The following is a 25,992-nucleotide window of genomic DNA, read 5'->3' on the forward strand; positions in this document are numbered from 1 at the left end:
CTCTCCGCGGTTCAAACGATGGTGAACAGCGGTTGGTCGTACTCAACCGGCTGGCCGTCTTCGACGAGGATGGATTCGATCACACCGCTGGTTTCAGCTTCGATGTGGTTCATCATCTTCATGGCTTCAACGATGCACAGGGTGTCGCCTTTCTTCACGGTCTGGCCGACTTCAACGAAGGACGGCGAGGTTGGCGAAGACTTGCGGTAGAACGTACCGACCATCGGCGAACGGGCAACGGTGCCGTTCAGCGCTGGTGCGGCAGCAGCAGGAGCAGCAGCGGCAGCCGGAGCGGCGGCAGCGACAGGCGCGGCAGCCGGAGCAGGCATTGGAGCCGGCGCGTAGTACTGCTGAGCCGGGGTCTTGCTATGACGGCTGATGCGTACGGACTCTTCGCCTTCCTTGATCTCGAGCTCGTCGATGCCGGACTCTTCCAGCAATTCGATCAGTTTCTTAACTTTACGGATATCCATGAATCATCAACTCCCAAGGGTCGGTCAGGGGCGGTTAACTTGTTGTTCAAGCTGTTCCAGGGCGGCCTCCAGGGCCAGTCGGTAACCGCTGGCGCCAAGGCCGCAGATCACTCCCACCGCTACGTCGGAGAAGTAAGAGTGATGGCGGAAAGGTTCGCGTTTGTGCACGTTGGACAAATGCACTTCGATGAATGGGATGCTCACCGCCAGCAGCGCGTCACGTAATGCGACACTTGTATGTGTAAAAGCTGCCGGGTTAATCAAAATGAAGTCCACGCCTTCGCTGCGGGCAGCGTGAATACGGTCGATCAATTCGTACTCGGCATTGCTTTGCAGGTGCAGCAGATGGTGACCGGCTTCGCGGGCACGGCGTTCCAGGTCCTGGTTGATCTGCGCCAGCGTCGTGGCGCCGTAGGTGCCCGGTTCACGAGTGCCGAGCAAGTTCAGGTTGGGTCCGTGCAGAACCAGTAGGGTCGCCATCGGCTGTTCCTTTATTTTCCGTGAGCAATTGTCAGAACCCGGCGACTATGCCGCAAAGCCTTTGTGACTGTCCAGTTCTCTGCAATAGGCAGCACGATGACCGATGTTTGCGCGAAATATATGACTGCTTGATTAAATGCGGTCATTCGCCCTGGTAACACGTTCGGCGAAGTCCCTGGCGTTGATCTCGCCGATCACCCGCACATCAGCGCGTTCGACACCGTCCTTGCCGAAAAACATCAGGGCCGGTGGACCGAACAACTGGTAGCGGTCGAGCAGGGCGCGTTGCTCGGCGTTGCTGGCGGTGATGTCGAAGCGGATCAGCCGGTAACCCTTGAGGCGTTCGATGACGACAGGGTCTTCCAGTACCTCGCGCTCGATGACTTTGCAGCTGATGCACCAGTCGGCATACCAGTCGAGCAGCAGCGGTGTGCCGGAGGAGCGTGCATCGGCGAGTGCGCGGTCCAGATCGGCTGGCGTGCTGACGGTTTGCCAGGCGCTGGTGTTTTGCGCGGCACCGCTGTTGGCAATGATACGGGGCTGGCCTATCGGGTTGAACGGGTCGGTCTGGCCGCTGAACGCGCCGTACCAGCAGGCCAGCGCGTAGAACACCAGGAACATGCCGAGCAACTGTCCGAGACGTTTGCGTGGTGGTTTATAGACGAACTCCAGCGCCCCCATGAACAGGCCGACACCGCCGGCCAGCAAACCGATCAGCAGCAAGGTGACCTGGCCCGGCAGGACGCGACCGAGCAGGCCGACGGCCAACCCGAGCAACAACACGCCAATCGCGTTTTTCACGTAGACCAGCCACGGACCGCTTTTTGGCAACCAGGCTGCGCCACCGGTGGCCACCAGCAACAGCGGTGCCCCCATGCCGAGGCCGAGCATGAACAGTTTCAGGCCGCCGCCCAGCGCATCGCCACTGGCGCTGATGTACAGCAACGCGCCGGCCAGTGGTGCCGAAACACAGGGTGAAACCAGCAAGCTGGAGACCACGCCCAACACCGCGGCGCCCCACAGTGATCCGCCTTCGGTGCGACCGGCGATGCGGTCCAGGCGACTGCTGATGGCGTGCGGCAGTTTCAGTTCGAAGACGCCGAACATCGCCAGCGCGAACAGCGCAAAAAACATCGCAAAGGGCACCAGCACCCAAGCCGATTGCAGCCGCGCCTGCAGATTGAGCTGGGCACCGAACAGGCCCATCAGCGCACCGAGCAGGGCAAAGCACGCGGCCATCGGCAGCACATAGGCCAGCGAAAGATTGAAGCCGCGCCAGCCGCCGACCTGGCCGCGCAGCACCACCCCGGACAGGATCGGCAGCATGGGCAGCACGCAGGGTGTGAAGGTCAGGCCCAGGCCCGCGAGGAAAAACAAGGCCAGTTCGCGCCAGCTCCATTGAGATGCCGTCGTCGCCTCGCCGCTGCCGTCGATGCTCAGGCGCTCGGTCTCCGGCGGATAGCACAGGCCTTTATCGGCGCAACCCTGATACGTCACGGCCAGGGTGAAGGCCCGCTGATCGGTGCGCGGTAGTTCGACGTCGAGAATGCCGTGGTAGACCTCGACATCGCCGAAGTACTCGTCGTGCTTTTTCTGGCCGTCGGGCAGTTTCGCCGCGCCGAGCACGACGTCGGCCGGATCGGCACGAAACTGGAAGCGGTGACGGTAGAGGTAATAGCCTTCAGTGGCGACGAAGCGCAGCTTGATCGATTGCGGCGTACTTTCTACCAGGCTCAACTGGAAGGCTTCGCGCACGGGCAGGAAGTCGGCGCTGTTGTTGATCGAGCCCAGGGTCGAGCTGGGACGATTTTCCAGCAAGCCGGTGGCGCTGGCCGGCAGGGCGAATACTAAAAGCAGCAGGCAGAGCAAACGGCGCATGACAATCTCGCGTATCGGAATTGGGGGGATGATAGCGGACAGTGGCCAGGCGTGCAGAGCAGGAGTCTGCTGCGAATGTTCTGACGCCATCGCGAGCAAGCTCGCTCCCACAGGGGATTTGTGTCGTGCACAGATCAAATGTGGGAGCGAGCTTGCTCGCGATGGCGGTCTGTCAGACGCGGAAGGCTTGAACGGCCGTATGCAATCGCCCACCCAGCACCAGCAAATTCTCCCCCTGCTCACGCCCTTCGCCAATGCGCAGCAGGTTATCCCCACCCAACTGATGAATCCGCTCGCTGTGATCACGAATCTCGCTGACCGCGCCGCTTTGCTGGGCGGTGACATCGGCGATGCGCACCGCCGTGTCGGAAATGGTCTGGATCGCCCCGACGATTTTATCCAGCGCGCCATCGGCGGCCTGGGCCTGGCTGGCCGTGGCTTCAGCGTGTTCGACCTGGGCACGCATGCCTTCCACCGATTGCCGCGCGGCGGTTTGCAACCCGGCGATCAGCGTCTGGATTTCTGCCGTGGCCCCGGCGGTACGTTGCGCCAGTGACCGCACCTCTTCCGCCACTACGGCAAAGCCGCGGCCCATTTCCCCGGCCCGGGCCGCTTCGATGGCAGCGTTCAAGGCCAGCAGGTTGGTCTGGTCGGCGATCGAGCGGATCACCGTCAACACGCCGCCGATGGTGGCCGACTCCTCGGCCAGGTGTTCGATCATTTGCGCATTGCCTTGCACTTCATCCACCAGCGCATGCAGGCCGGTGAGGCTCAGGCCGATGACTTTCTGTCCGTGCTCCACGGCCAGGCCGGCATGGCGGCTGGCGTCGGCAGCCTGGCTGGCATCGCCGGCGACTTGCTGAATGGTCGCTTCCAGCTCGCTGAGGGAGTCGCGGATCAGCGCCGTGTCGCCGGCCTGATGTTGCGCACCGTCATGCAAATCGTTGCTCAGGTCGGCCAGGGTGCGACTGCTGCCGGCCACTTGCTCGGCATTGAGGCGAATGGTCCCTACCAGGTCCACCAGATAAGCGCGCAGGCGGTTGAGCGAGGCTTCAATGTCATGCAATTCGCGGTTGGTGTTGCCCAGTTGAATGTCGCGGCTGAAGTCGCCTTCGGCCCAGGTCGACAGGGCCGGGGCGAGGTTGGTCAGGGTCCGGGCCAGTTTGCGCTGCAGGGTGTCGATCAGCAGCGCGATCAACAGGATCAAGCCGATCATCACGCCTTGCATCAGCCGCACTTCACCCTGGATCTGCCCGTGCTGGGCGCGTACCACCGGCTCCAACCCGGCAATGGCCTGTTGCACGTCGGCGATTTTCAGGTGAGTCGCGGTGCTCAGGTCAGCGCGTTTGCCGATTTGATCACGGGTGCGCGCGAGCTCGGCCGGGTAGCGGGTGAGCAGGCTGTTGAGCTCACGCTTGAGGCCGACGCCAGCATCTTCGGCGACGGTTTTTTCCTTGTTCTCCAGGCCCATCATCGCGGCGAAATCATCGGTGTTCGATTCGCTGCTGGAGGTCACGCCCAGCAAGGGCAGGGCATCGAGTTTTTCCGCCTGGGTGCGAATGTTGGTCACTTCGCGCTCGACGTCGGCGGCCAGCTCGCTGCGGCCGCTGCTGACCAGTTTGTCCCGCGCCAGGGACAATTTGCCCAGGTGCTGCGATGCGCTGAGCAGCGGTGTCAGATAGGCGGCATTGCCACTGGCGTACTGGCTGAGCTGATCGAGACTGGCACCCAGTTCCCGTTCGGCCTGCAGCAGCAGTGCCTGCGGATCGCCGGCCAGTTTGCCGGCTGCCAGCAGGTCGGTCTTGCTGAACTCTTCAAGGGTCGACAGGCTCGGGCGCAAGGTCTCGGCCAGGGCGGGTGGCAATTCGCCGAGTTGTTTTTGCAGGCTGTCGATGCCTTGGGCGGCACTGCTCAGGCGCAGGGCATCGCCGCTGCCAAGGTAATCCTCGACGCTGCGGGCGACTTCATTCTGAAACTGCTGCGACAGGCCCAGGTAGCGCTCCATTAATAGATACGGACGCTCAAGGGCTTTTTGCGACCACCACAGCGTGGCGCCGAGGGCCACGCACACGGCCACCAAAAGGAGGGTATTGAGATTGGTCAGCAGCTTCAGGCGCATTACGGACTACCAACGACAGAAATGGTAAGCGCCTGAAGTTATTGCGTTTCTGTTACAGGGTTATGACTGTATCGGTCGATTCTGATGAAAAAGTGGCACTTTGCTTTGATGTGCGAGCGGCCTGTACGCGATTGCGTCCGCCGCCCTTGGCACGGTACAGCGCCTCGTCTGCCAGGCTGGCCATCATCAGGCTGTCAGAGCTTTCGCATAACTCCACCACCCCGGCGCTGAAGGTGCACCACAGGTCCTGGGGTTGAGCGGGGTAGTGAATCTCGGCAAAACGCTGGCGGATTTCATCGAGCACGTTGTAGGCCGCTTCGATATCGGTGTCCGGCATGACAATGGCGAACTCTTCGCCACCGTAGCGGCCGATGAAGTCGGTTTTGCGCAGGCGTTGCTTGAGAAACAGCGCCAAGCTCTTGATCACCCGGTCGCCCATGGGATGGCCGTGGCTGTCGTTGACCCGTTTGAAGTGGTCGATGTCGAGCATGGCAAAGCTCAGCGGCTTGTTCTCGCGACGGGCGCGGAACGAGCAGTCTTCGAGCAATTGCAGGATGTGCGTGTGGTTGTACAGGCCGGTGAGGCTGTCGCGGACCATCCGTGCCTTGAGATTGCGGGCCCTTGCTGCACGGTTGCGCACGGTGGTGATCAGGTGCCGGGGCTTGATCGGTTTGGTCAGGAAGTCATCGCCGCCCTCGCTCATGGCGTCGAGTTGCTTGTCCAGGTCGTCTTCGGCCGACAGGTAAATGATCGGCACGCTGACATAACGGTCGTTGTGACGGATCACCTTGGCCAGTTCCGTACCGGTGCAGGCCGGCATGTACATGTCGAGGATGATCAGGTCTGGCTGGAAGTCCGCCAGTTCGGCCATGGCCTGGATCGGCTCGATCAACGTCCGGGTGACGATCCCGGCACTGTTGAGCAGGCGCTCGGTGTGCAGGGCCTGGGCGCGGGAGTCGTCGATGATCAACACTTTATAAGGTTCGTACTGGGCGACGCAGGTCAGGACTTCGATTTTCTCCAGCAGGCTCGACGCTTCGAGGGTGCCGGTGAGGAACTCCTGGCCTCCGGCACGCACGGCGGCGAGGCGGGTCGGTGTGTCGGTTTCGTGCAGGCTGAAGAACAGCAGCGGCAAGCGATGGTCCAGGCCTTCCTGGGCTTCGGCGGCCAGCTTCAGGCCGACGCCGGGGCCGCTGAAGTCCACGTCCATGACAATCGCCGCGGGCAAGCGCTCGACCATCGACGAGCGAAACGCGTCTACGCTGTCCAGGGACTGGGCGCTGAGCCCGAAGAATTCCAGTTGTTTGGCCAGGCGCTCGGCGCGGTCGTGATCCTGCAGCATCACATAGATGGGCTTGCGCAGTGGCGGCAGGAAGGTTTGATCGAGTTGGTCGCCATGGCGCAGGCCGGTGCGTGACAGGCGCTGCATCAAGCGATTGAGGTCGGTGATCAGACCGCTGCTCAGGCGTCCGCGGTTGGCGTCGACCGCCTCCAGGGATTGACCGATATGACGTGCCAGTTGCGTGTGTTCCGGTTGCTCGAAGCGCTCGGCGAAACGCAGCAGGCGCAGATTGGCCTCGCTCAGTTCTGACAGGTCGGCGGTGGACCACTCGCTGCGTTGCAGGCGCTGCCATATCTCAAGAATCTGACGAGCCTGATGAATTACCCGCTGGGCAAAGTGGTGCTTGAGGCGCTCGCGGCTGGGGTCTTCTGGCTCGGTCATATCCTGACTACTAGTTAGGGTGCACACTGAGGTCGACTGGTGGCTCTATGCTAGCACCACTTTTCCATTACATGAGCGCTGTACGTCAATAATCTGTAATGCGACCACATTCAGTTTGTGACCGGTCAGTCTGGTTCTAGCCTTTAAAGTCGCGGTGTGCGGGGGTGAAGGGCTTTATTCAGGGCACTTGGCGGGCGTGGGATGGCCATTGGAGTGTGACTGGCATTTGGAGATTCATGATTTTCCAGCCAGTGCACAGTGGCCCGGTTTTTTCGGTTTCGGGGGTAGGGGATTCCCTTAGGCGGCAGTCCAGGGCATTAGCCGGATTCTGAAGGTCGTAGCGTCGTCGGGAGGCCAGGAACATTTTTCATCCACAAGCCCGGTAATTTTCCCCATCGGTGCAATGGCGGGTGCCGGGCCAAGGCACGTTGTTGTATGGTTGTGGTCGAACCGTTGAACTCAAGAGATTGAAAGGATATCGCCATGCTGGACTGGAAGAACCGCACAGGCAGTGCGCCTGAACGTGCCGCTGAACCGAAGTCGGAGACCCGCAGTTACCTGGGCGGTCTGTTGTTCAGCCGGGCGCTGGCCACTCTGCTGGGCATCTACCTGTTGGTGGCGAGTGTCCTGGGCTGGTACTGGAGCCAGGAGCCGGCGCTCTTCCCGGTCCAGCAAACCGCACAGCTGGCGGCCGAGAAAGAAGGCAAGCAGATGGTCGTCGGCTACACCACGGTGGAAACCCTCAAGACCGTCGCCGGTACCTTGCTGACCAAGCCGGGCGGCTATATATCCAACGACCGTTTCCCGCCAGGCCTGTGGATGGACAACATGCCGAGCTGGGAGTATGGCGTGCTGGTGCAGGTCCGCGACCTGAGCCGGGCGTTGCGCAAAGACTTCGCCCGTTCGCAGTCGCAGTCCGCCGAAGACGCCGACCTGGCCAAGGCCGAGCCGCGTTTCAACTTCGACAACAAGAGCTGGGTGCTGCCGTCCAGTGAGTCCGAGTACCAGGAAGGCATCAACTCCCTGAGTCGCTATCAGGCGCGCCTGTCCGATCCGAACCAGAAGAGCGCGCTGTTCTATGCCCGTGCCGACAACCTGAACAACTGGCTGGGTGATGTCGGTACCCGCCTGGGTTCGCTGTCGCAACGGCTGTCGGCCAGTGTGGGCCGGGTCAAGCTCAATACCGCATTGAAAACCGAAGTCGTGGCACCGGGCGAAGTGCCGCAGGTCGACGAGGAAATCGTCGAGACACCGTGGATGCAGATCGACAACGTGTTCTACGAAGCCCGCGGCCAGGCCTGGGCGCTGTCGCACCTGTTGCGCGCCATCGAAGTCGACTTCGCCGATGTGCTGGCCAAGAAAAACGCCACTGTCAGCGTGCGCCAGATCATTCGTGAGCTGGAAGCCTCGCAGGAGCCGGTATGGAGCCCGATGATCCTTAACGGCAGTGGCTTCGGCGTACTGGCCAACCACTCGCTGGTCATGGCCAACTACATTTCCCGGGCCAACGCCGCGGTGATCGATTTGCGTCAACTGCTCAATCAGGGCTGAGTCATGGTCGAAAACACCAGGGAAGCCGCACACCGTGCGGCTTCCGATGCCGAACAGATCGCCTGGGTAGACGAGCAGGACAACCTGCTGGGCGCCCTGGTCCGTTCCGATTTGCGCGAGCGCGGGCTGATTGGGCGCGGTACCTACATCATGTTGTTCAATTCCGCTGGCGAGCTATGCGTGCATCGCCGCACCCTGAGCAAGGCGATCTATCCCGGTTACTGGGACGTGGCGGCGGGGGGCATGGTGCTCGCCAGTGAAACCTATGCCGAATCGGCGGCCCGGGAACTGGAAGAGGAACTGGGCGTGAGTGGCGTGGAGCTGACCGCCCATGACCATTTCTTCTTCGAGGACACTGGCAATCGCCTGTGGTGCTCGGCGTTCTCGGCGGTGTGGGACGGCCCGTTGACCCTGCAACCGGAAGAGGTACTCGAAGCGCGCTTTATCCCCATCGATCAGGTCATGCTGGAGATCGAGCAAAAGCCTTACTGCCCGGACTCTCTGGCGGCGTTGAAGCGCTATCTGAAGGCTCAACAAAGCAACGTCGCAAAACAGCTATAAATTGGCGCCGATTGGCTCTTAGCAATCGGCGTTTTTGCCGTTACACTGCGCGACCTTTTTAAACTGAACCGGTATTGCTGGTTGTTGCTGTAGGAGCGAGCCTGCTCGCGATGGACGTCAACGATTACGCGGGCATCCAGAATGAACGCGTCGCCTTTGAGTTCATCGCGAGCAAGCTCGCTCCCACAGTGAAGTGAATGTTGTACCGTTTCAGTAGCGCTGCCCCTGCCTGAGTGGGGCTTCGCGGTCGATAGCCTTCCCAAGTGCTGCGACCAGTCTTTGTCCTCCGAAGAGGATTGCCGGTGGCCAAAAAAGCCGCATCCTTCGCCGCCTTGGGCGGCCTGGTATTTTCCACCGACGCAGGTCGTCATTGCCCGGAATGCAGTAAACCGGTGGACGCCTGCATCTGCAAACAGACCGTTATCCCGGCCGGCGACGGCATTGCGCGCGTGCGTCGCGAAAGCAAGGGCCGTGGCGGCAAGACGGTGACCACCATCACCGGCGTGCCATTGGCTGAAGAGGCGCTCAAGGAACTGGCCACGACGTTGAAGAAGCGTTGCGGAACCGGTGGGGCGTTGAAAGACGGTGTCATCGAAATCCAGGGCGATCATGTCGAGCTACTCTTGGCAGAACTGATCAAGCTCGGTTTCAAGGCGAAGAAGTCCGGCGGCTAGCAGCCTCTGTGAAAACCACCCTCGGCTTGATCCGGTCCTGATGGCATTCAGGCCTGGCGCCGTCCACATGGTTTTCACAGAGCCTGTTCATGACCGGTTTCTAAACTCACTGCGGTCGGCGGGGTCTATTGCCTCGTTGACGAACCGTCATTTTCATTCTTTAGACTGCGCCGGCCTGAAACCAGGCGACGCACTATGACTTCTTTATAGGGGACTTCGATGTCCGTACGACGCACACGCAAAGACGATGGCAGCCAATGGACAGTTGCGGACAGCCGCAGTGTTTACGGGATTCGCCATTGGGGGGCCGGGTATTTCGCGATCAATGACGCCGGTCGCGTCGAAGTTCGTCCGAACGGTCCGAGCAGCTCGCCTATCGACCTGTTCGAGCAAGTCGACCAGCTGCGCAAAAGCGGCCTGTCCTTGCCGTTGCTGGTCCGTTTCCCGGACATTCTGCAAGACCGCGTGCGTCAGCTGACGGGCGCGTTCGATGCCAACATCGAGCGTCTGGAATACCAGAGCAAGTACACCGCGCTGTATCCGATCAAGGTGAACCAGCAGGAAGCGGTGATCGAAAACATCATCGCCACCCAGAACGTTTCCATCGGTCTGGAAGCCGGGTCCAAGCCAGAGCTGCTGGCGGTGCTGGCACTGGCGCCGAAGGGCGGCACCATCGTCTGCAACGGCTACAAGGACCGCGAGTTCATTCGCCTGGCGCTGATGGGCCAGAAGCTCGGCCACAACGTGTTCATCGTGATCGAGAAAGAATCCGAAGTCGGCCTGGTGATCGAAGAAGCGGCCTCGCTCAAGGTCAAGCCTCAGGTCGGCCTGCGCGTGCGCCTGTCGTCCCTCGCGTCGAGCAAGTGGGCAGACACTGGCGGCGAGAAATCCAAGTTCGGCCTGTCGGCGGCGCAACTGCTGTCGGTGGTCGAGCGTTTCCGCGCGGCCGGCCTGGACCAGGGCATTCGCCTGCTGCACTTCCACATGGGCTCGCAGATCGCCAACCTGGCGGACTACCAGCACGGCTTCAAGGAAGCGATCCGTTACTACGGCGAGTTGCGCAACCTCGGCCTGCCGGTGGACCACATCGATGTCGGTGGCGGCCTGGGCGTGGACTACGACGGCACGCACTCGCGTAACGCCAGTTCGATCAACTACGACATGGACGATTACGCCGGCGTCGTGGTCGGGATGCTCAAGGAGTTCTGCGATGCGCAGAGCCTGCCGCACCCGAACATCTTCTCCGAAAGCGGCCGTTCCCTGACCGCGCACCACGCCATGCTGGTGATCCAGGTGACCGACGTCGAGAAACACAACGACGACGTGCCGCAGATCGAGAACAAGGAAGCGCTGCCGGAAACCGTGCAGTGGCTGGTCGATCTGCTCGGCCCGACCGACATCGAGATGGTCACCGAAACCTACTGGCGCGCCACGCACTACATGAGCGATGTTGCGGCCCAGTACGCCGACGGCAAGCTGACCCTGGCCGAGAAAGCCCTGGCCGAGCAGTGCTACTTCGCGGTGTGCCGTCGCCTGCACAACTCGCTGAAGGCGCGCCAGCGTTCCCACCGTCAGGTGCTGGACGAACTCAACGACAAACTGGCCGACAAGTACATCTGCAACTTCTCGGTGTTCCAGAGCCTGCCGGACACTTGGGCCATCGACCAGGTCCTGCCGATCATACCGCTGCACCGTCTCGACGAAGAGCCGCTGCGTCGTGCGGTGCTGCAAGACCTGACCTGTGACTCCGACGGCAAGATCAACCAGTACGTCGACGAGCAGAGCATCGAAACCAGTTTGCCGGTGCACGCGCTGAACGAAGGTGAAGACTACTTGCTGGGTGTGTTCCTGGTCGGTGCCTACCAGGAAATTCTTGGCGACATGCACAACCTGTTCGGTGACACCGACTCGGTGAACATCTACCAGAACGCCGACGGCAGCGTGTACCACGCCGGTATTGAAACCCACGACACCATCGAAGACATGCTGCGTTACGTGCACTTGTCGCCGGAGGAGTTGATGACTCACTACCGCGACAAGTGCGCCAGTGCGCGCATCAGCGCAACCGAGCGCACGCAGTTCCTCGATGCCTTGCGTCTGGGGCTGACCCGTTCGTCTTACCTGTCTTCCTGAGGTAAGCGCCACGCTCACCAGGTTGTCTGAAAATTTTCCTTTTGCCTCGGAAATTTCAGATGACCTGGTGCGGCAATTCTCCAATTTCGCGGGAAATTACCTGCGTTTCGACTACCCAGCGCATTTGGTCTTCTTTTCGCGTAGGTTATTTCCTAAGTTGTATTTCGGCACTCTACTCGGCCATGTCTCTCAGCGAGAATCCCCGGCCGCCCCTCCCGTAGAGAAACGCCGATGTTCAATCCAGTCAGCGAACCGTCATTTCGTCTGGATGTTGCAGGTTTGCCCGACTCCCTTGAGGTCCTGGCCTTTACCGGTAGAGAAGCCATCAGCGAGCCCTTCGTGTTCGACCTGGAGCTGCTGATCGATGACCCGGTGCTTGACCTTGCCAGTTTGCTGTACCGCCCGGCCTCCTTGCATTTCGGGCCAGCCGGAAACCATGTGCATGGACAATTGCATGAACTCGTCCAGCGTGATCATGCCTCGGGGCCCCGACTCTGCCAGGTGCGCCTGGGGCCAGGACTGGCTTGTCTGGCCCAGCGCTTCAGCCAACGAATCTTCAGTGCCCGTTCAGTTCCGCAAATCCTCGATCAGGTGCTCAAGGAGCACGGCATTACCGGTAAAGATCGACGCCTGGCGTTGAGCGGCGACCACCCGCCCCGGGATTTCTGCACGCAATATCGAGAGTCGGACCTGCAGTTTCTCCAGCGACTGTGCGCCCAGGAAGGGCTGCATTACCACTTCGAAAACCGGGTCGGGGGGCACTGCGTGGTGTTCAGCGACGATCAGCAACATTTTCGAACCGCAGAGCCTGCGGTAATGCACAGCGAGGGTGATCGGCCGGCAGTGCGGCAGCTCGAACGCCAGCGTAGTGCTGCGACAGCGGCGCAAAGTGTCGAATGCCGGACAGACCTGGCGACCTTGCGCAGTGGTCGGGTGATGCCGCTGTCCGGTCATCCGGTTGCCGATTGCAATCGGCTCTGGCTGGTGACCCACGTTGAACATTGGGGCAGCCAGGGTACGGCGACGCCGTACCACAACCAGGCCCGTGCCCTGCAATGGCCGGCCCGCTTCGAGCCGCCCTGCGCGACGAGCAAACCCAGGATGCACAGCCTGCAGCGGGCATGGGTCGTCGAGGTCGATGAACAAGGCCCCGATCCGGCAAGGCCGGTACCGGTGCAGTTCGACTGGCTTTACCAGGGTGAAGGGGCCGCGCCCAGTCACTGTTGGCTGGCATTGGCCGGGCCGTTGCAGGCCGAGACGTACTCGCCATTGCGCGAAGGAACCGAACTGGTCGTGAGTTTTGTCGAAGGTGATCCCGACCAGCCGCAGATAACCGGGGTGCTGCATGCGCCGGCAACGATCGAGGAGACGAACGCGGACACTTCCCAGGCCATCTGTACCCCCGATGAGGGCCTGGAGCAATGGTTGCACTCGGCAGAACCGCTGCTGATGCTGTGCCTGCTGCCCGGCGGTGGCAGTTTCAGTCATTGCGCACAGGCGTTGTGCACCTGTCGTCTGGCGACGCAGCTTGGCCAGAGCTCGGGAACATGATCGTCACACGTACGCCCGAGGCGCCCCCGCAGTGGTTGTTGCTGGACGTGCCGGGCACGCCGCAGGCGGGTGTCATGCTTCGGCAGATGTTTGCACAAGCCCGGTGGTCCGGGTTGTTCGAGGGGACGGAGTGGCATGCGCTGCGTGAGCAGGGGCCGGTCCTGGTCGATCTGCGCACCTGCCCGGCACTGGCCGACCTTTGCATCGTCGACGGCCAACGCTGGCCCGGATTGCTGATGGTCAGCGAGGCCGGCGCTGCATCGTTGCTGGCGCATTTACGGCGCATGCTCACGGTTACGCTTGGCTTGCACCGGGCCCTTTTGAACTACTACAACCCGGTCACAGCCAGCTATTTTTTCGATGCTTGCGATGCCGCTGAACTGAGTCGCTGGCTAGGGCCCATCCAGCAGTTGCGTTGGTTCGGCGGCAGCTGGGCAGATCGCGCAACGGGATGTGAGGGGTGGCAACGCTTGTCCAATCCCGGGCTGGCGGTCAGCCCGTTGGCCGTCGAGGAGAGCCTCAGTGCCGGGCAACAGGGAAAACTGCAAACCTGCCTGCTTGAACAACATGCCTGGCGCTGGAACCGATCCACCGGGGCCGATTTCTCCCGCCTGTGGGCCCATGTGCAGGAAGGGTTGACGCTGGGTTTCAGCGAGCGCCCGGTGCTTGATGGCTGGATATGGCTACGTTTGCAGTATCCCGACGCCGTGCCCGTGCAGCCATTGCCGGGCAGGACTCAGCAGGAGCGCCTCGATAGCCTGCGCCACCGGTGGCAGAACGACCGACCCTGGCCATGAGCTCGACCCGCTCAGTGAGTGCTGACGGCAAACCAGCCATCGTGACGGCGCAGGCGCCAGGCGATCACGCCGAGGGTCAGGCTGCGCAGCAGCATGAACAGCAAAAAGGTTATCCACAGGCCATGGTTGCCCCAGCCTTGCAGTGCCCAGCCGAAAGGCAGCACCAGCACCACGGTCAGCAGCATGCCGTTGCGCATTTCCCTGGCGCGGGTGGCGCCGATGAAAAGGCCGTCGAGCAGGTAGCTCCAGACGGCAATCAGCGGCAGTACGGCGAGGTAGGGCAGGTAGATGAACGCGGTGTCGCGCACACTTTGAATGTTGGTCTGCATCTCGATGAACAAATGCCCGGCGAACAGAAACAGTGCGGCAAAGCCCAGGCTCGCGAGCAACGACCAGCCGCCCGCCACCACCAATGATCGGCGCAGGGCATCGCGGTCGCGGGCGCCGAGGGCATGCCCGCACAGCGCTTCCACGGCGTGGGCCAGGCCATCGAGGGCATGGGCGGTCAGCAGCAAACCGTTGAGCAACAGGGCATTGGCCGCGACCGTGGCGTCGCCCAGCCGCGTGCCCTGCACCGTGATCAGGAAAAACACCGATTGCAACGCCAGGCTGCGGATGAAGATGTCGCGGTTGACCGCCAGCAATGGCCGCCAACTCTGCCACAGTGCCAATGCCGCCCAGACGATATGCCCGGGATAGGCGCGCAGGGCCTTGCGGGTCATCAGCAAGCCGATCAGCGCCCCCGTCCATTCGGCAATCACCGAGGCCCGGGCCGCACCGACCACGCCCCATTCGAGGCCGAGGACGAACCACAGGTTCAGGGCAATATTGACCAGGTTGGTACTCAGCAAAATCGCCAGCGGTGCCCGGGCATTCTGGGTCCCGAGAAACCAGCCGACCAGTGCATAACTGGCCAGCGCGGCGGGCAGTCCGAACAGGCGGGTGTGGAAAAACTCGCGGGTCAGCTGATCGAGCTCCGCCGACGGTTGCATGAAGTGCAGCGCCGCTCCGCTCAACGGCACGCCCACAGCACCCAGGACCAAGGCCAGGCCGAAGGCGAGCAACAGGCCTTGCAACAGAATCTGCCGCAAGGCCGCACCATCCCCGCGTCCGGCCGCCTGGGCGGCGAACCCGGTGGAGCCCATGCGCAGAAAACCCATGGCCCAGGCAAGGAAGGTATACAGACTGGCCCCGACCGCGACAGCGCCAAGTTGATGGGCATGGGGCAGGTGACCGATGACGGTGCTGTCGACCAGCGCCACCAGCGGTACGGAAATGTTCGAAAGAATCATCGGCGCGGCGAGCGCCCAGACCCGGCGATGGGTAGGGCGGTCGCGCCAGTCGGCGGTCAGGTTGGACATGCAGGCTCCTTGGGGAGTCGGCATTGTAGCGGCACATTTGAAATCTTCCGCGATCCATTGTGGGAGCGAGCCTGCTCGCGAAAGCATTCTGTCAGACGCATTGATACTGGATGGGATGCCGCCTTCGCGAGCAGGCTCGCTCCCACAGTGTTCGGTGGGGTCAGTGGATGATCCAGCTGAGCAGCCAAAGCCCCAGCATCAACCAGATGATCCCCATGATGAACGACGCATTGAGAAAGGCGCGGATCGCCGTCCACAGCAGGATCAGCCCGAGGATCAAGGTCACGATGCTGACGACCGAAGTCTCCATGCCCAGCGCCTGGGACAAGCCTTCGATAAAATTGCTGCTGGCGTTGCTCAACAGATTGAACAGCCCACTGAGGCCATCAACGATGAAGCGGATGATCGAGCCGAGTACCTGGCCGAGCCATTCGGAAAAACCTTCTACCTGCATGGAGTGAACGTCCTGATTAAAGAGAATTGAGCCTTGGGCTGTCGATCATGCTGCCGAGTTCCCACAAGCATAGAGGGTTGCACCGTAACTGTGGGAGCGAGCCTGCTCGCGAAAGCACTGGATCAGACACATCAATGTTGGATGTGCCGCCGCCTTCGCGAGCAGGCTCGCTCCCACAAAAAACAAACGGGACACTGAGCCGTTGTCACTTGCCTTCACTCGTCATCCCCCCGAAGCTATACGCCTTCAGGAGAGCCCGATGAACCTTGTTGAACTGACCGAACGCCTGCACGCCATCCGTGACCGCAATGACTGGCGGCAATTTCACAGCCCGAAAAACCTCGCCATGGCCGCGAGCGTGGAAATGTCCGAGCTGGTGGAGATTTTCCAGTGGTTGACCGAAGACCAGTCACGCCAGTTGCCGGCGGACAAACTCGTCCATGCCGGGCAGGAAGTCGGTGACATCGTGCTTTACCTGTTGCTGTTGTGCAGCGAGCTGGGCCTGGACATGGAGGCCGTGGTGCGCAGCAAACTGGCAGACAGCGAGCGGAGGTTCAGCTGATGAGCGACCGTCATTTCGATCAACTGGCGACCCGTTTCGCCGAAAAAATCTACGGCGGTGCCAAAGGTGCGATCCGTCTGGCGGTGTTGCAGGCCGACCTGGCCGAAACCTTGCCCGACCGCCCGCTGCGTGTGTTGGACATCGGCGCCGGCCTTGGCCACATGTCGTTGTGGCTGGCCCAGCGTGGCCATCAGGTGACCCTCGCCGAGCCTGCCGAACCGATGCTCGAAGGCGCCCGCCAACGTTTTGCCGAAGCCGGGCAGAGCGCCACCTTCATTCAGGCACCCTGGCAGGAACTGCTCGGGCAGCTCACCGAACCCTACGACCTGGTGCTGTGCCACGCCGTGCTGGAATGGCTGGCCGAACCCCACGCCATCCTGCCGGTGCTGCATCAACTGACCAAGGCGGACGGCTGGCTGTCCCTGGCGTTCTACAACCGCGATGCGCTGATTTACCGCAACTTGCTCAAGGGTCATTTCCGCAAGATGCGCAAGAACGACATGGCCGGTGAAAAGCAGAGCCTGACCCCGCAGCAGCCCCTTGATCCGCGCGAACTGGCGGCGCAACTTGAAGGTCTGTGGCGGGTCGAAACCCAGAGTGGCGTGCGGGTTTTTCACGATTACATGCCGGTGGAATTCCAGGCCCGCGCCGAGCTGGTGGACCTGCTGGAAATGGAACTGGCCCACCGCCGTCATCCAGCCTATGCCGGGCTTGGGCGTTACTTGCACTGGATCTGTCGGCCTGTCTGATCGGAGCACGCAATGAAAAGTCATTCAGGTGTACTGCTGTTCTGCCTGGGGCTGGCGGCCTGTCAGGGCAGCAACCCTTATGTCGCCACGTCCAACCCCTTGCCGCCGGCACCGCCCCAGGCCGCCAAGACCTTCGATCGCAGCGCTTACCCGGCAGCACCCCGTGACTATGGGCGCTACCGCAGTTGGGCCTGGCTCGACGGGCACCTGCCACCGGGCACGGCCTGGGCTGATTCCGCACAGATTGCCGAAGCGGTCAGCAATGCGCTGGATCAGCGGGGTTTGCGCCCGTTGCATGACAATCGTCCAGCGGACCTGTTTGTCAGCGCAGACCTGCGGATGGAAACCCGCTTGCGTCAGGTTCAGGACGACTATTACGGCGGCGGTTATGGCGGCTACAACGGCTACGGCCCTGGATATGGCGCATACGCCACCGTGCCGATCATCCGGACCTATCAGGAACAGGTCGTGGTGGTTCAGGTGGATATGTATGACGCCAAAAGCGGTCAGCCGATATGGAGCTCCAGCGCTGAAACCGGCAACCGGGGCAGCGAAAGCGAGCGCGCCGATGCCATACGGGAGGCTGTGGAAAAGGCGATGTCGGCGTATCCTCCCAGTTAGCTTCTGTAGATAAGAAGCATTTCGCAGGAGAACCATCATGTTCCGCCGTTTCATTCTACTGGCCATGGTCGCGCTGCTCAGTGCCTGCGCCGCCAACCAGGTCAATCATGATTTTGACGCCAGCCGCGATTTTGCTGCCTATCGCAGCTGGGCGTGGAAAGAACCCGCCGTGCAATATCGTCCCGATGATCCACGGATCAAGAGCGACCTGACCGACCAGCGCATCCGTCAGGCGGTTGCCGATCAACTGGACCAGCGTGGTCTGCGCCCGGCCGCCGCGGGTGCCAAGGGCGACTTGAATGTGCAGACCTACCTGATTGTCGAAGAGCGGCAACAGCAGGTGACCACCAACTACGGCGGCGGCTGGGGGTACCCGTGGTATGGCTACTACGGCGCGCCCATGTATAACGAAACCCGCAACGTCAGCTACAAGGTCGCCACCATCCAGATCGACCTGCTCGATGGCAAGGACGGCAAACTGGTGTGGCGCGGCAGTGACGAACAGATACTGAGCCGCACACCGAACCCGTCGGATCGTCGTGATGCCATCCTGGAAACAGTCACGCGGATATTGGCCAACTATCCACCGCACGCCTCCTAGAATCGGCCAGCCCATAAAAACCCCTGTGCCTCACAGGGGTTTTTTATTGCCTGCGCTGGCGAGTTGCCAGCAGTCTCGGCCACCCTTGTCTACACTGCTTTGCACCAACGGAGGTCGCGCCCGGCAGTTTGCCGGCAAAGGAGTGCGCCATGTCTCCCCGCATGCAGTTTCGCGGCCCGGTCCGGCAACGGGGGGCGATCGGCTTGATGGCTGCTTTGACCCTGACCTTGGCTTTGGCATTCATGCTGTTGGTGGTCGACACCGGCAGGCTGTACCTGGAAAAACGCAGTTTGCAGCGCGTGGCTGACATGGCTGCCCTTGAGGCGGCCACAAGGGGGGGAGACTGTTCCGCCGGCTCAACCGCGAACACCTATGCCACGGCCAGCGCGCAACGAAATGGTTTCGCCATTCCCTCCACTGGACGCGCACTGGCGGTGGCCTGCGGTACGCTGACCCTGGATGCCAACAACCTTCGGGTATTCGGTGCAGACCCAAGCAAAAGCGAGGCTATCCGGGTTATCGCCAGCCATGTCGTGCAACAGAGCATTGCCGGTGGCATCGGCGCCTTGGCCGGCGGTGCACCGGCGGGCTCGACGCTGACGCTCAGCGCTACGGCGGTCGCTGCGCTGCCGCCCCCCGTGGCTTCATTGACGATCCGCAGTGCGACCCTGACCTTCGATACCAGCAAGGCGGCCATTACCAGTCTGCTGTTCGGGGGATTGCTGGGAGGCACCGTCAGTATCAGCGCGGCGGGCTGGAACGGTTTGGTCAATACCGACATCAGCCTGCTCGGCTACCTCAATCGGTTGAAAACTGACCTCGGCCTGACGGCTGGCGGCTACGACCAGGTACTGGGCAGTACGGTCAATGTCAGCCAGTTGATCCAGACCGCCATCAACGTACTGGACCCCAACGGCACACTGGGAGCCTCCGCAACCATTGTCAGCCTGCAAGCGTTGAAGGTGGCAGCGGGTACGACGTCCGTTGTGCCGGGTAATATGTTGCATGTTGAAAGTGGCACCGACATCTCGACCCTTGCCGTGAATCTCAAAGCCTTCGATCTGATTGAAGGCTTTGTGCAACTGGCCAACAAGAAGAATGCCTTGGTCGCGACTTTACCGATCAACCTCGCGGGCCTGGCGCAGATCACTGCACGGGTGCAGGTGATGGAGCCGCCGCAATTGTCGGCCATCGGCAATCCGAAAAACGCGGCATTGGCCCCTCTGGGACCCAACCGCATCTATGTACGCACGGCTCAGGTCAAGACATTGTTGTCGATCAACCTGCCCGTGCTGGACGCCATCACGCCTCTGGTCAACGCCGTCATCGATCTCGCTGCGCCACTGACCAACACCCTGAATTCATTGCTGCATCTGGACCTGGTAGGCGTCGTCAACTCATTGACCTGCGCCTTGCTCGTGCCGTGTGACACGCCGGACATCAAGCTCTTGCCACCTCCGATACGCATCGATGTGGCGCTGGAGGCGGCCGGTGCCTGGAGTTATGTCACGGCTTACAGTTGTGTGAGTGCGACGAACAAAAGCCTGACGACCAACACCACCACCACGTTGATCGGATTGAAGATCGGGCAGATCAACCCTGCCGATGTGTTTGGCTCGCCGACTGTTCCACCCAGCAACAACGTCAATCCCTTGAAGGTCATCGATATCGGCGTGAAGACCTGCCAGCGGCTGCTGATCTTGCCGCCAACCTGTTACAACCATCAGCCTGGCGTTGGCGGTAGCGTCGATATCATGGTCAACACTGCGGTTGTCCAGAATGCCAACATGCCTCACGTCTATTCCGCGCCGGCGGCCACAAACCTGCCGGAGATCAATCAGCCGCCGTTTTACTACGCCTACACCACGACCAACATCGTCAACAGCCTGAGCACCACCGTGAGCAACCTTGGCGTGAACATGTATGGGCCGTCGGGCAGTATCGTCGGTGGCTTGGGCGGTATTTTGAGTGAGGTCACGACTGCGTTGGTCAATGCGATCAATACGGTACTCAGCCCGTTACTGGATACGTTGATCAATACGTTGCTGGCGAGCCTGGGGATCGACCTGAACAAAGTCGAGGTGGGTGCCAACCTCAGTTGTCACTCGGGTCGAGCGACGCTGGTGAACTAGTCCGGCTTCACTATCGGCAGCTCAATGCAGAAACGCGCACCTTCGGTGGCGTTTTGCACGCTCAGTTTTCCGCCCATGTTCTCGACAATGCCGTAGCTCACCGAGAGTCCCAGGCCGGTGCCGACACCCACCGGTTTGGTGGTGAAGAACGGCTCGAAAATCCGCTCCAGCAAACGCGGGTCGATACCGCCGCCGTTGTCCTCGACCCACAGGCGTACCACCTGTGTATCCCGTTCGGCGTACAGCGAAATCCACGGTTTGAAATCGGGGTTGGCCTCGCGCTTGCCGAGCAATGCATCCCGGGCGTTGACCATCAGGTTGATCAGCACCTGCTCGAGCTGATCGACGTAGCCGTGCACCTGCACTTCAAAACCGGTCTCGCTGATGCGCAGGTCGACACCTTTGCCGCGCATCCCTTCGGACAACAGCGCCAGCGTGCCTTCGATGGCCTGGGTCGGATTGAACGGTTGCTGCTCGATTTCCGAGCGACGGCCGAACACCCGCATGTGGTCCACCACCCGCGCGGCGCGTTGCACCTGGCTGTCGATGCGGGTGAGCTTGTCGATCAGGTAATCGACCTGTACGTCGCCGTTGTTGAGGCGCTTGAGGACATTGACGATGGCCATGCGCATCACGTTCAACGGCTGGTTGATCTCATGGGCCAGGCCGGTGGCCATTTCACCGAGGGTGGCCATTTTCGCGCTTTGGGTGAGCTGCTGCTGCGAGCGTCGTACCTCGGTGTTGTCGCGCCCCACGGCCTGGACCTCGAGCAAGCGGCCCTGTTCGTCGAACACCCCGCGATCGGACCAGACCCACCAGGCGTGTTCGCGGCCGGGCAGTTGCAGGTTGATCTCGGCGGTGCTGACCGGAAACTCCGGGCTCAACTGGTTCAGCCGCCGGGTGAATGCCTCGCGCTGTTCCCCGGACATCCAGTTGCCCAGATTCACCCCCGGCAATTGCTCGGGCGCCAATTCCAGATAGGTGGCCAGCGGGCGGTTGCCGAAGGTCAGGGTCAGGTCCGGCTGGTAGCGGCAGATCATCGCCGGCGAGTCCTCCACCAGAATCCGGTAGCGCTCCTCACTCTGCCTGACCTGCTCGGTCGCCAGGGTCGCTTCGGTGACGTCCAGCCACAGGCCCACGGCTTCCACCGGCAAGCCGAGGTCGTCGCGCAACAACTTCGCTTCATCGAGCAGCCAGTGATAGTCACCCTGACTGTCGCGCAGCCGATAGCGGGCGCGCACCGAGCCTTCACGCAGCAACAGCCGCGTGCGCTCGAAATACTGCAGGCGGTCGTCGGGGTGCACCCGCTCCACCAACGTTCCGGGTGCGCAGTCGGCCAGGGTCCAGCCGAGCAACGGGAACAGGCTGTCGCTGAAGAACACCGGTTGCAGAGCGCCTTCGTCATAGCGCTGTACATAAATCACCGCCGGTGAACTGGCGATCAGATTGTCCAGGCGTGCATGGGCTGCGGCAGCGCTCTGCTGCTGATTCTTGATGTCACTGATGTCGTGCATGAAACCCACCAGCCGACGGTTTTTGCCCACGCCCAGCGCTTGGCCCTGCAGGCGATACCAGACGGGTTCGAGTGCATCGTCGGGGCGATACAGGCGCACGCACAACTGCAGCGGCATGCCCGACGCCTGCAAGTCCTGCAGGCGGATGCGCAGCTCTTCGCGGTCGGCGGGATACACTTGGTCGAGCCAGTCCTGTACCGATAAACGCGACGTTCCAAGGTTCAGGGTCGTCGCCAGCGAAGGTGCCAACTGCACCTCTTCGCTGTCGCTGAAAACCTCCCACCAGCCTGTGCCCAGCAACGCTTGCAGCGATTCCAGGCGTTCCAGTTGCAGGTGATGCCGGTGCTCGCGCAGGCGTTCGAGCAAGGGGCTGGCGAGCGCGGCGGTGATTTGCAGCCAGTCGCGTTCGGTGACATCGGGGGCGCGTTGTTGCGGCGTGTAGAAACCGCACAGCAACCAGGCGACCACCCCTTGCGCATCGTGGTAGGGCACGGCGAAGCCATCGGTATTGCCGAACGTGCCTTGCAGGCGCGGGTGTTCGCGCGGGGTCAGGTACTGAGGTGCCGAGCCGCTCAAACTGTCCAGCCCCGTGCCCAGGCGCTGGTTGTTTTGCCATAGCTGCGGTGCATCGAAAGCCGTGTAGTGCTGATGAATTTGCCAACCCTGTTCCTGCTCATCGAGCAAGGCCAGGGCAATGCAGGGGATCTGAAAGCGCTGGGCCAGGCTTTGCAGTTGTTCGCCCAGCACCTCAGGCAGGCGCGTCAGGCTGCACAGGCGCAACTGTTCGGCGATTTGCAGCACCAGCACCTGGCATTGCTCGCGGTTGCGCGATTGCCGGCGCTCGAGCAACAAGTCGCCGATGTCGAGCATCTGCAACAACCAGGCATTGGCCAAGGGTTGCACCCAGCCGCGCAAATGCAGGGGTGGACCGTTGAGGCTGTAGAAATCCAGGTCCAGGGTTTGTCCCTGCCAGTGCGCCGGCGCGCCTTCGATGACGAGGCCGCTGTGGGGCAACAGGAAGTCGAGCAGGTGCGGTGCCTGTGCGCCGGGGGGATGCTGGGCCAGCAAGTGCCGCAACGGACCACTCAATTGAACGACACGCCCATCGGCATTGAGCTGCATCTGCAATCCGAAGCTGTGCACCCGCAGGGCCTCCGGCGGCTCCGGTGGGGGCGGCGGGTGGCGGTGGAGCAGGCGCCCGAACAGTTTATCCCCGGCACTCAAAATTGCAGGCTCGCACTGGCCGTGAGGGTCGCCGGCAGATTGGGTACCCGACCGATGCCGGGCAGGTTCAGGAACGGGATGACGGCGCTGATTTTATTGGTGGGGTAGCTGATGCGGACTGTCAGCAATCCGCCCACATAAGTGATGTTGGCGTCGGTGGCGACATTGAAATTCAGGGCCGGCGCAATCCAGGCCGTTTGCGTGGTCAGCTCCGTCGTGGCGCGGGCGATCAGCGCGGCGCTGTAACCCGGGGTGGCTGGGTCCAGCGCCACGCTGCGGCGCACGGCTTCGGCGGTCGACTGGTTGAATGACTGCATCAACAGCAGCGGCAGGCTAAAGCTGACGATGCCGTAGAACACGCCAAAGAAAATGATGAACACCAGGGCGAACTCAATCGCGGCGGCGCCTTTTTGTTTGTGGGGGAGGCTGGCTTTCATGAGTGCGTCTACCCTGACCAACACTGTGTAATGTCAGCATAGAATCATTCAGCCAAAACGGACGTTTTTTACCGAATGCAGAGCTTTGTCCTATTGATCTGGCTGGCGCTTTGCGCCGCACAGGATGCCCGGCAACGGCACATCGCCAATGGCCTGACCCTGGGCGCCGGCGCCCTGGCCCTGGCGTGGCTGCTGTGGAGCGGCACGACCTGGCTGGGGGCCGAAGCGCAACAGGGCGGCTGGGCTTTTTTGCTGGCCGTGGGCTTCACGCTACCGGGCTACGCCATGAAGCGAATGGGCGGCGGGGACGTCAAACTCATGGCCGCCCTGGGGCTTGCGACGGACGGTATGCACGTGCTCGGCACGTTTATTGGCGCCGGATTGGCCAGTGTTTTCTGGCTGCTGCTGGCGCCAAGAGTCTGGCTTCATATGAGTCAAGGGCTTAGAACCCATCTTTTTTACATGGCGCCCGAAATGTCAAGGAAGCAGCCATTTGCGCCCTTTGTGCTGGCGGGGCTGATGCTGACACTGGCCTGGTTCCACTAGTCGGTCCTGACATGTACAGAGCCGGAAACTACGTCTACTTTTCAGACAGAAGTTGTACAGCCGCTGGCTGTCGGTGGGGGACAGGTCAACCTTTGACCTGACAGGGAGTTGCTCGTGAGCAAGTTTACTTCGGCAGTAAAAGTCCTTGTGGTCGACGATGCGCCATTGATCGTTGAAGAGCTTTGCGAATTTCTGGAGGGTAAAGGTTACCGCTGTGTTCCCTGCGAATCGGGCTATCAGGCGATCAAGCGTTTCAGTGAAGACCTCGATATCGGCCTGGTGCTGCTGGATTTTCACATGCCCGGCATGGACGGCATCGAGCTGATGCAGGAGCTGCAACGGCTGTCGGGCAAGCACCGGGCGTTCGAGGCGATCATGCTCACCGGGTGTGCCGACAAGCAGGACGTGATCAAGGCCCTGCGCGCCGGCGTGTCTGACTATTACCAGAAACCGATCGATCTGAATGAGTTGTTCGAAGGTTTGCAGCGCCAGGAAGTGGCCTTGCAGGAGAGGCACAAGAACCTGCAGTTGGGGCATTTGAACCAGAAGCTGCAGTATTTGTCCGAGTCGATCGATGATCTGTACCAGGACCTGGACAAGGTTCGGCGCGGGCCGCAGGCGGCAGACGCGGGGGGGCAGGGTGTCGCTGAAGCTGATGCGGTGGAGGTTCCGGCGATTTTCAATCAGCTGTCTCCGCGGCAACTGGAAGTGGCGCGGTTGGTGGGCAAGGGGCAGACCAATTATCAGATTGCCTGTGAGTTGGGGATTACCGAGAACACGGTGAAGTTGTATGTGTCGCAGGTGTTGCGGTTGACGCATATGCATAATCGGACGCAGTTGGCGTTGGCTTTGTCGCCCAATGGTTCTGGGGGGCGGCAGCGGGTTTCGGCGCACTGAGGCTTGGCGGCCTCTGGGCCGACCATGCTGGTGGTTTGAGTTGAGTACATATCCATTCCTGCGGTAACGGCGGCTTACGGTTCCGCTCTTACAGCGGGTCACTTTTGGCAAACGCCCCAAAAGTAACCAAAAGGTCTCGCCCCTTACGTACGGCCCCTCGCTAAGGCTCGGGGTTCCTTCGCTCCGGTATTCATCCGGGGGCATTGCCCTCCGGTCGGCTTCGCTTCGACCTACATGCAATGAGTTCGACTGCGTCGAACGGCGCTGCGCGCCAATCCCCGGATGAACACCTCCGCTCAGCCTGCCGAGGGGGCGGGTGGATCAAGATCAAGAGCTGCAGGCGAGCTAACGCTCGGCCTGATGAGTGGTGAAAAGCGGCGCGGTGTGGACTGCTCTGCCTTTGCTCTTCTGTGGGAGCGAGCTTGCTCGCGAAGGCGGCCTACCGGCCGACCGGAATCTGGCGGATGTACCTCGACCCTGTGGGAGCGGGCTTGCTCCCGAAGGCGTCATGACAGTTAGCATTGATGTTGACTGACCCACCGCTTTCGCGAGCAAGCCCGCTCCCACAGGGAATGTGCAGTGTTTCGACAGCTCTGTTTAAAAGCCGTCAGCCTCTGTTCCTGAAAGCCACGCCGCCTTGCGTCGTTGCCTACAACTACGCCAGAATCTGCCGGCTTGTGCGTCTTGTACCCGGTCCTTATCGTTTCGCGGTCGCTGCAAATTCAGCGACCGGGTTTAGCGACCTGACCAGGTATAAGCGCGACAAGGCTCCAGTCTCTATTGCACATGTTCGTATGTTTGCAATTTTCGACATGGTGGCTGTGCGCGGGAGACCTTCGGGTCTGCCGGGTCTTATACCTCCCGGTTCGCTAACCTGCGTACAGCTGCCACCCTTACTTGTTTAGCGACGGGTTCTGGTGGTTTCACTAGGTATAAAGGAGTTCCACCATGTTC

At 61.4% G+C, this 25,992-nt stretch carries 22 protein-coding genes; 13 read left to right on the plus strand and 9 right to left on the minus strand.

Annotated elements, in window-relative coordinates; all coding sequences use genetic code 11:
- Positions 1–11 precede the first annotated feature (11 nt).
- The 5 genes from accB to gcbA all read right to left on the minus strand — a co-directional run bounded on the left by accB (position 12) and on the right by gcbA (position 6,673).
- Positions 12–473 carry an acetyl-CoA carboxylase biotin carboxyl carrier protein gene (gene accB, locus AC07YV_RS01395; RefSeq protein WP_102700466.1) on the minus strand — a complete coding sequence of 154 codons (462 nt, stop codon included), beginning with the start codon at positions 471–473 and terminating at the stop codon, positions 12–14.
- Between the two features lie 24 nt (positions 474–497).
- Complete coding sequence (gene aroQ / locus AC07YV_RS01400; RefSeq protein ID WP_007971361.1) at positions 498–953, minus strand: type II 3-dehydroquinate dehydratase; 456 nt, start codon at positions 951–953, stop codon at positions 498–500.
- Between the two features lie 132 nt (positions 954–1,085).
- Entirely contained in the window at positions 1,086–2,831 is a 1,746-nt protein-coding gene (locus AC07YV_RS01405) for a protein-disulfide reductase DsbD (protein WP_102700467.1), read from the minus strand.
- 172 nt (positions 2,832–3,003) lie between these two features.
- The gene (locus AC07YV_RS01410) at positions 3,004–4,950 is read right to left on the minus strand and encodes a methyl-accepting chemotaxis protein (RefSeq protein ID WP_102700468.1); all 1,947 of its coding nucleotides are present in this window, start codon (positions 4,948–4,950) and stop codon (positions 3,004–3,006) included.
- Positions 4,951–5,002: 52 nt separating this feature from the next.
- Positions 5,003–6,673, minus strand: a complete 1,671-nt coding sequence (gcbA, locus tag AC07YV_RS01415; protein WP_102700469.1) for a diguanylate cyclase GcbA — start codon at positions 6,671–6,673, stop codon at positions 5,003–5,005.
- A 483-nt stretch (positions 6,674–7,156) separates the two neighbouring features.
- On the opposite strand from gcbA, the gene AC07YV_RS01420 reads away from it, so the two are divergent.
- The 6 genes from AC07YV_RS01420 (at position 7,157) to AC07YV_RS01445 (ending at position 13,940) form a co-directional block, all read left to right on the plus strand.
- Positions 7,157–8,224 carry a DUF2333 family protein gene (locus AC07YV_RS01420; RefSeq protein ID WP_102700470.1) on the plus strand — a complete coding sequence of 356 codons (1,068 nt, stop codon included), beginning with the start codon at positions 7,157–7,159 and terminating at the stop codon, positions 8,222–8,224.
- Positions 8,225–8,227: 3 nt separating this feature from the next.
- Positions 8,228–8,785, plus strand: a complete 558-nt coding sequence (locus AC07YV_RS01425) for an NUDIX hydrolase (protein WP_102700471.1) — start codon at positions 8,228–8,230, stop codon at positions 8,783–8,785.
- A gap of 302 nt (positions 8,786–9,087) precedes the next feature.
- On the plus strand, positions 9,088–9,459 hold the full coding sequence (locus AC07YV_RS01430) for a translation initiation factor Sui1 (RefSeq protein WP_102700472.1): 372 nt from the start codon (positions 9,088–9,090) through the stop codon (positions 9,457–9,459).
- Positions 9,460–9,678: 219 nt separating this feature from the next.
- Positions 9,679–11,592: an arginine decarboxylase gene (gene speA, locus AC07YV_RS01435; RefSeq protein ID WP_102700473.1), complete on the plus strand. Its 1,914-nt coding sequence runs from the start codon at positions 9,679–9,681 to the stop codon at positions 11,590–11,592.
- Between the two features lie 231 nt (positions 11,593–11,823).
- Entirely contained in the window at positions 11,824–13,143 is a 1,320-nt protein-coding gene (locus AC07YV_RS01440) for a type VI secretion system Vgr family protein (RefSeq protein ID WP_102700474.1), read from the plus strand.
- Positions 13,140–13,940 (plus strand): DUF4123 domain-containing protein, encoded by an 801-nt coding sequence (locus tag AC07YV_RS01445; RefSeq protein ID WP_102700475.1) that lies wholly within the window; start codon positions 13,140–13,142, stop codon positions 13,938–13,940. The genes AC07YV_RS01440 and AC07YV_RS01445 overlap by 4 nt, the downstream gene beginning before the upstream one ends.
- An 11-nt stretch (positions 13,941–13,951) precedes the next feature.
- Here AC07YV_RS01445 and AC07YV_RS01450 read toward each other — a convergent pair whose 3' ends face one another.
- Entirely contained in the window at positions 13,952–15,301 is a 1,350-nt protein-coding gene (locus AC07YV_RS01450) for an MATE family efflux transporter (protein ID WP_102700476.1), read from the minus strand.
- A 160-nt stretch (positions 15,302–15,461) separates the two neighbouring features.
- Positions 15,462–15,755, minus strand: coding sequence for a hypothetical protein (locus tag AC07YV_RS01455; RefSeq protein WP_102700477.1), 294 nt, complete (start codon positions 15,753–15,755; stop codon positions 15,462–15,464).
- 259 nt (positions 15,756–16,014) lie between these two features.
- On the opposite strand from AC07YV_RS01455, the gene AC07YV_RS01460 reads away from it, so the two are divergent.
- The 5 genes from AC07YV_RS01460 to AC07YV_RS01480 all read left to right on the plus strand — a co-directional run bounded on the left by AC07YV_RS01460 (position 16,015) and on the right by AC07YV_RS01480 (position 20,420).
- Positions 16,015–16,317 carry a MazG-like family protein gene (locus tag AC07YV_RS01460; protein ID WP_102700478.1) on the plus strand — a complete coding sequence of 101 codons (303 nt, stop codon included), beginning with the start codon at positions 16,015–16,017 and terminating at the stop codon, positions 16,315–16,317.
- Positions 16,317–17,066: a methyltransferase domain-containing protein gene (locus tag AC07YV_RS01465; RefSeq protein WP_102700479.1), complete on the plus strand. Its 750-nt coding sequence runs from the start codon at positions 16,317–16,319 to the stop codon at positions 17,064–17,066. Before AC07YV_RS01460 ends, AC07YV_RS01465 begins: the two co-directional genes overlap by 1 nt.
- A gap of 12 nt (positions 17,067–17,078) precedes the next feature.
- A complete protein-coding gene (locus AC07YV_RS01470; RefSeq protein ID WP_102700480.1) occupies positions 17,079–17,687 on the plus strand; it encodes a DUF4136 domain-containing protein in 609 nt (202 codons plus the stop codon).
- A gap of 37 nt (positions 17,688–17,724) precedes the next feature.
- Complete coding sequence (locus tag AC07YV_RS01475; protein ID WP_102700481.1) at positions 17,725–18,288, plus strand: DUF4136 domain-containing protein; 564 nt, start codon at positions 17,725–17,727, stop codon at positions 18,286–18,288.
- Positions 18,289–18,437: 149 nt separating this feature from the next.
- Positions 18,438–20,420 (plus strand): pilus assembly protein TadG-related protein, encoded by a 1,983-nt coding sequence (locus AC07YV_RS01480; RefSeq protein WP_102700482.1) that lies wholly within the window; start codon positions 18,438–18,440, stop codon positions 20,418–20,420.
- Here the strand turns inward: AC07YV_RS01480 and AC07YV_RS01485 are convergent.
- Together AC07YV_RS01485 and AC07YV_RS01490 are read right to left on the minus strand one after the other, a co-directional pair.
- The gene (locus AC07YV_RS01485) at positions 20,417–23,158 is read right to left on the minus strand and encodes a PAS domain-containing sensor histidine kinase (protein ID WP_102700483.1); all 2,742 of its coding nucleotides are present in this window, start codon (positions 23,156–23,158) and stop codon (positions 20,417–20,419) included. The two genes, AC07YV_RS01480 and AC07YV_RS01485, sit on opposite strands and share 4 nt — an antisense overlap.
- Complete coding sequence (locus tag AC07YV_RS01490; RefSeq protein ID WP_102700484.1) at positions 23,155–23,595, minus strand: TadE/TadG family type IV pilus assembly protein; 441 nt, start codon at positions 23,593–23,595, stop codon at positions 23,155–23,157. The genes AC07YV_RS01485 and AC07YV_RS01490 overlap by 4 nt, the downstream gene beginning before the upstream one ends.
- 75 nt (positions 23,596–23,670) lie before the next feature.
- Between AC07YV_RS01490 and AC07YV_RS01495 the strand changes: the two genes are divergently transcribed.
- Positions 23,671–24,141 (plus strand): prepilin peptidase, encoded by a 471-nt coding sequence (locus AC07YV_RS01495; protein WP_102700485.1) that lies wholly within the window; start codon positions 23,671–23,673, stop codon positions 24,139–24,141.
- A 114-nt stretch (positions 24,142–24,255) separates the two neighbouring features.
- Entirely contained in the window at positions 24,256–25,038 is a 783-nt protein-coding gene (locus tag AC07YV_RS01500; RefSeq protein WP_102700486.1) for a response regulator transcription factor, read from the plus strand.
- Positions 25,039–25,992: the final 954 nt, after the last annotated feature.

The sequence above is a fragment of the Pseudomonas sp. GW456-E7 genome (assembly GCF_059424105.1).

Excerpts from the sequence above, each read along its gene's own strand:
- AC07YV_RS01420 (WP_102700470.1), top strand. The coding sequence starts at position 7,157 with ATGCTGGACTGGAAGAACCGCACAGGCAGTGCGCCTGAACGTGCCGCT.
- AC07YV_RS01490 (WP_102700484.1), bottom strand. The coding sequence starts at position 23,595 with ATGAAAGCCAGCCTCCCCCACAAACAAAAAGGCGCCGCCGCGATTGAG.
- accB (WP_102700466.1), bottom strand. The coding sequence starts at position 473 with ATGGATATCCGTAAAGTTAAGAAACTGATCGAATTGCTGGAAGAGTCC.
- AC07YV_RS01445 (WP_102700475.1), top strand. The coding sequence starts at position 13,140 with ATGATCGTCACACGTACGCCCGAGGCGCCCCCGCAGTGGTTGTTGCTG.
- AC07YV_RS01475 (WP_102700481.1), top strand. The coding sequence starts at position 17,725 with ATGTTCCGCCGTTTCATTCTACTGGCCATGGTCGCGCTGCTCAGTGCC.
- AC07YV_RS01465 (WP_102700479.1), top strand. The coding sequence starts at position 16,317 with ATGAGCGACCGTCATTTCGATCAACTGGCGACCCGTTTCGCCGAAAAA.
- AC07YV_RS01455 (WP_102700477.1), bottom strand. The coding sequence starts at position 15,755 with ATGCAGGTAGAAGGTTTTTCCGAATGGCTCGGCCAGGTACTCGGCTCG.
- AC07YV_RS01410 (WP_102700468.1), bottom strand. The coding sequence starts at position 4,950 with ATGCGCCTGAAGCTGCTGACCAATCTCAATACCCTCCTTTTGGTGGCC.
- AC07YV_RS01405 (WP_102700467.1), bottom strand. The coding sequence starts at position 2,831 with ATGCGCCGTTTGCTCTGCCTGCTGCTTTTAGTATTCGCCCTGCCGGCC.
- speA (WP_102700473.1), top strand. The coding sequence starts at position 9,679 with ATGTCCGTACGACGCACACGCAAAGACGATGGCAGCCAATGGACAGTT.
- AC07YV_RS01495 (WP_102700485.1), top strand. The coding sequence starts at position 23,671 with ATGCAGAGCTTTGTCCTATTGATCTGGCTGGCGCTTTGCGCCGCACAG.
- gcbA (WP_102700469.1), bottom strand. The coding sequence starts at position 6,673 with ATGACCGAGCCAGAAGACCCCAGCCGCGAGCGCCTCAAGCACCACTTT.
- AC07YV_RS01425 (WP_102700471.1), top strand. The coding sequence starts at position 8,228 with ATGGTCGAAAACACCAGGGAAGCCGCACACCGTGCGGCTTCCGATGCC.
- AC07YV_RS01450 (WP_102700476.1), bottom strand. The coding sequence starts at position 15,301 with ATGTCCAACCTGACCGCCGACTGGCGCGACCGCCCTACCCATCGCCGG.
- AC07YV_RS01460 (WP_102700478.1), top strand. The coding sequence starts at position 16,015 with ATGAACCTTGTTGAACTGACCGAACGCCTGCACGCCATCCGTGACCGC.
- AC07YV_RS01440 (WP_102700474.1), top strand. The coding sequence starts at position 11,824 with ATGTTCAATCCAGTCAGCGAACCGTCATTTCGTCTGGATGTTGCAGGT.
- aroQ (WP_007971361.1), bottom strand. The coding sequence starts at position 953 with ATGGCGACCCTACTGGTTCTGCACGGACCCAACCTGAACTTGCTCGGC.
- AC07YV_RS01470 (WP_102700480.1), top strand. The coding sequence starts at position 17,079 with ATGAAAAGTCATTCAGGTGTACTGCTGTTCTGCCTGGGGCTGGCGGCC.
- AC07YV_RS01480 (WP_102700482.1), top strand. The coding sequence starts at position 18,438 with ATGTCTCCCCGCATGCAGTTTCGCGGCCCGGTCCGGCAACGGGGGGCG.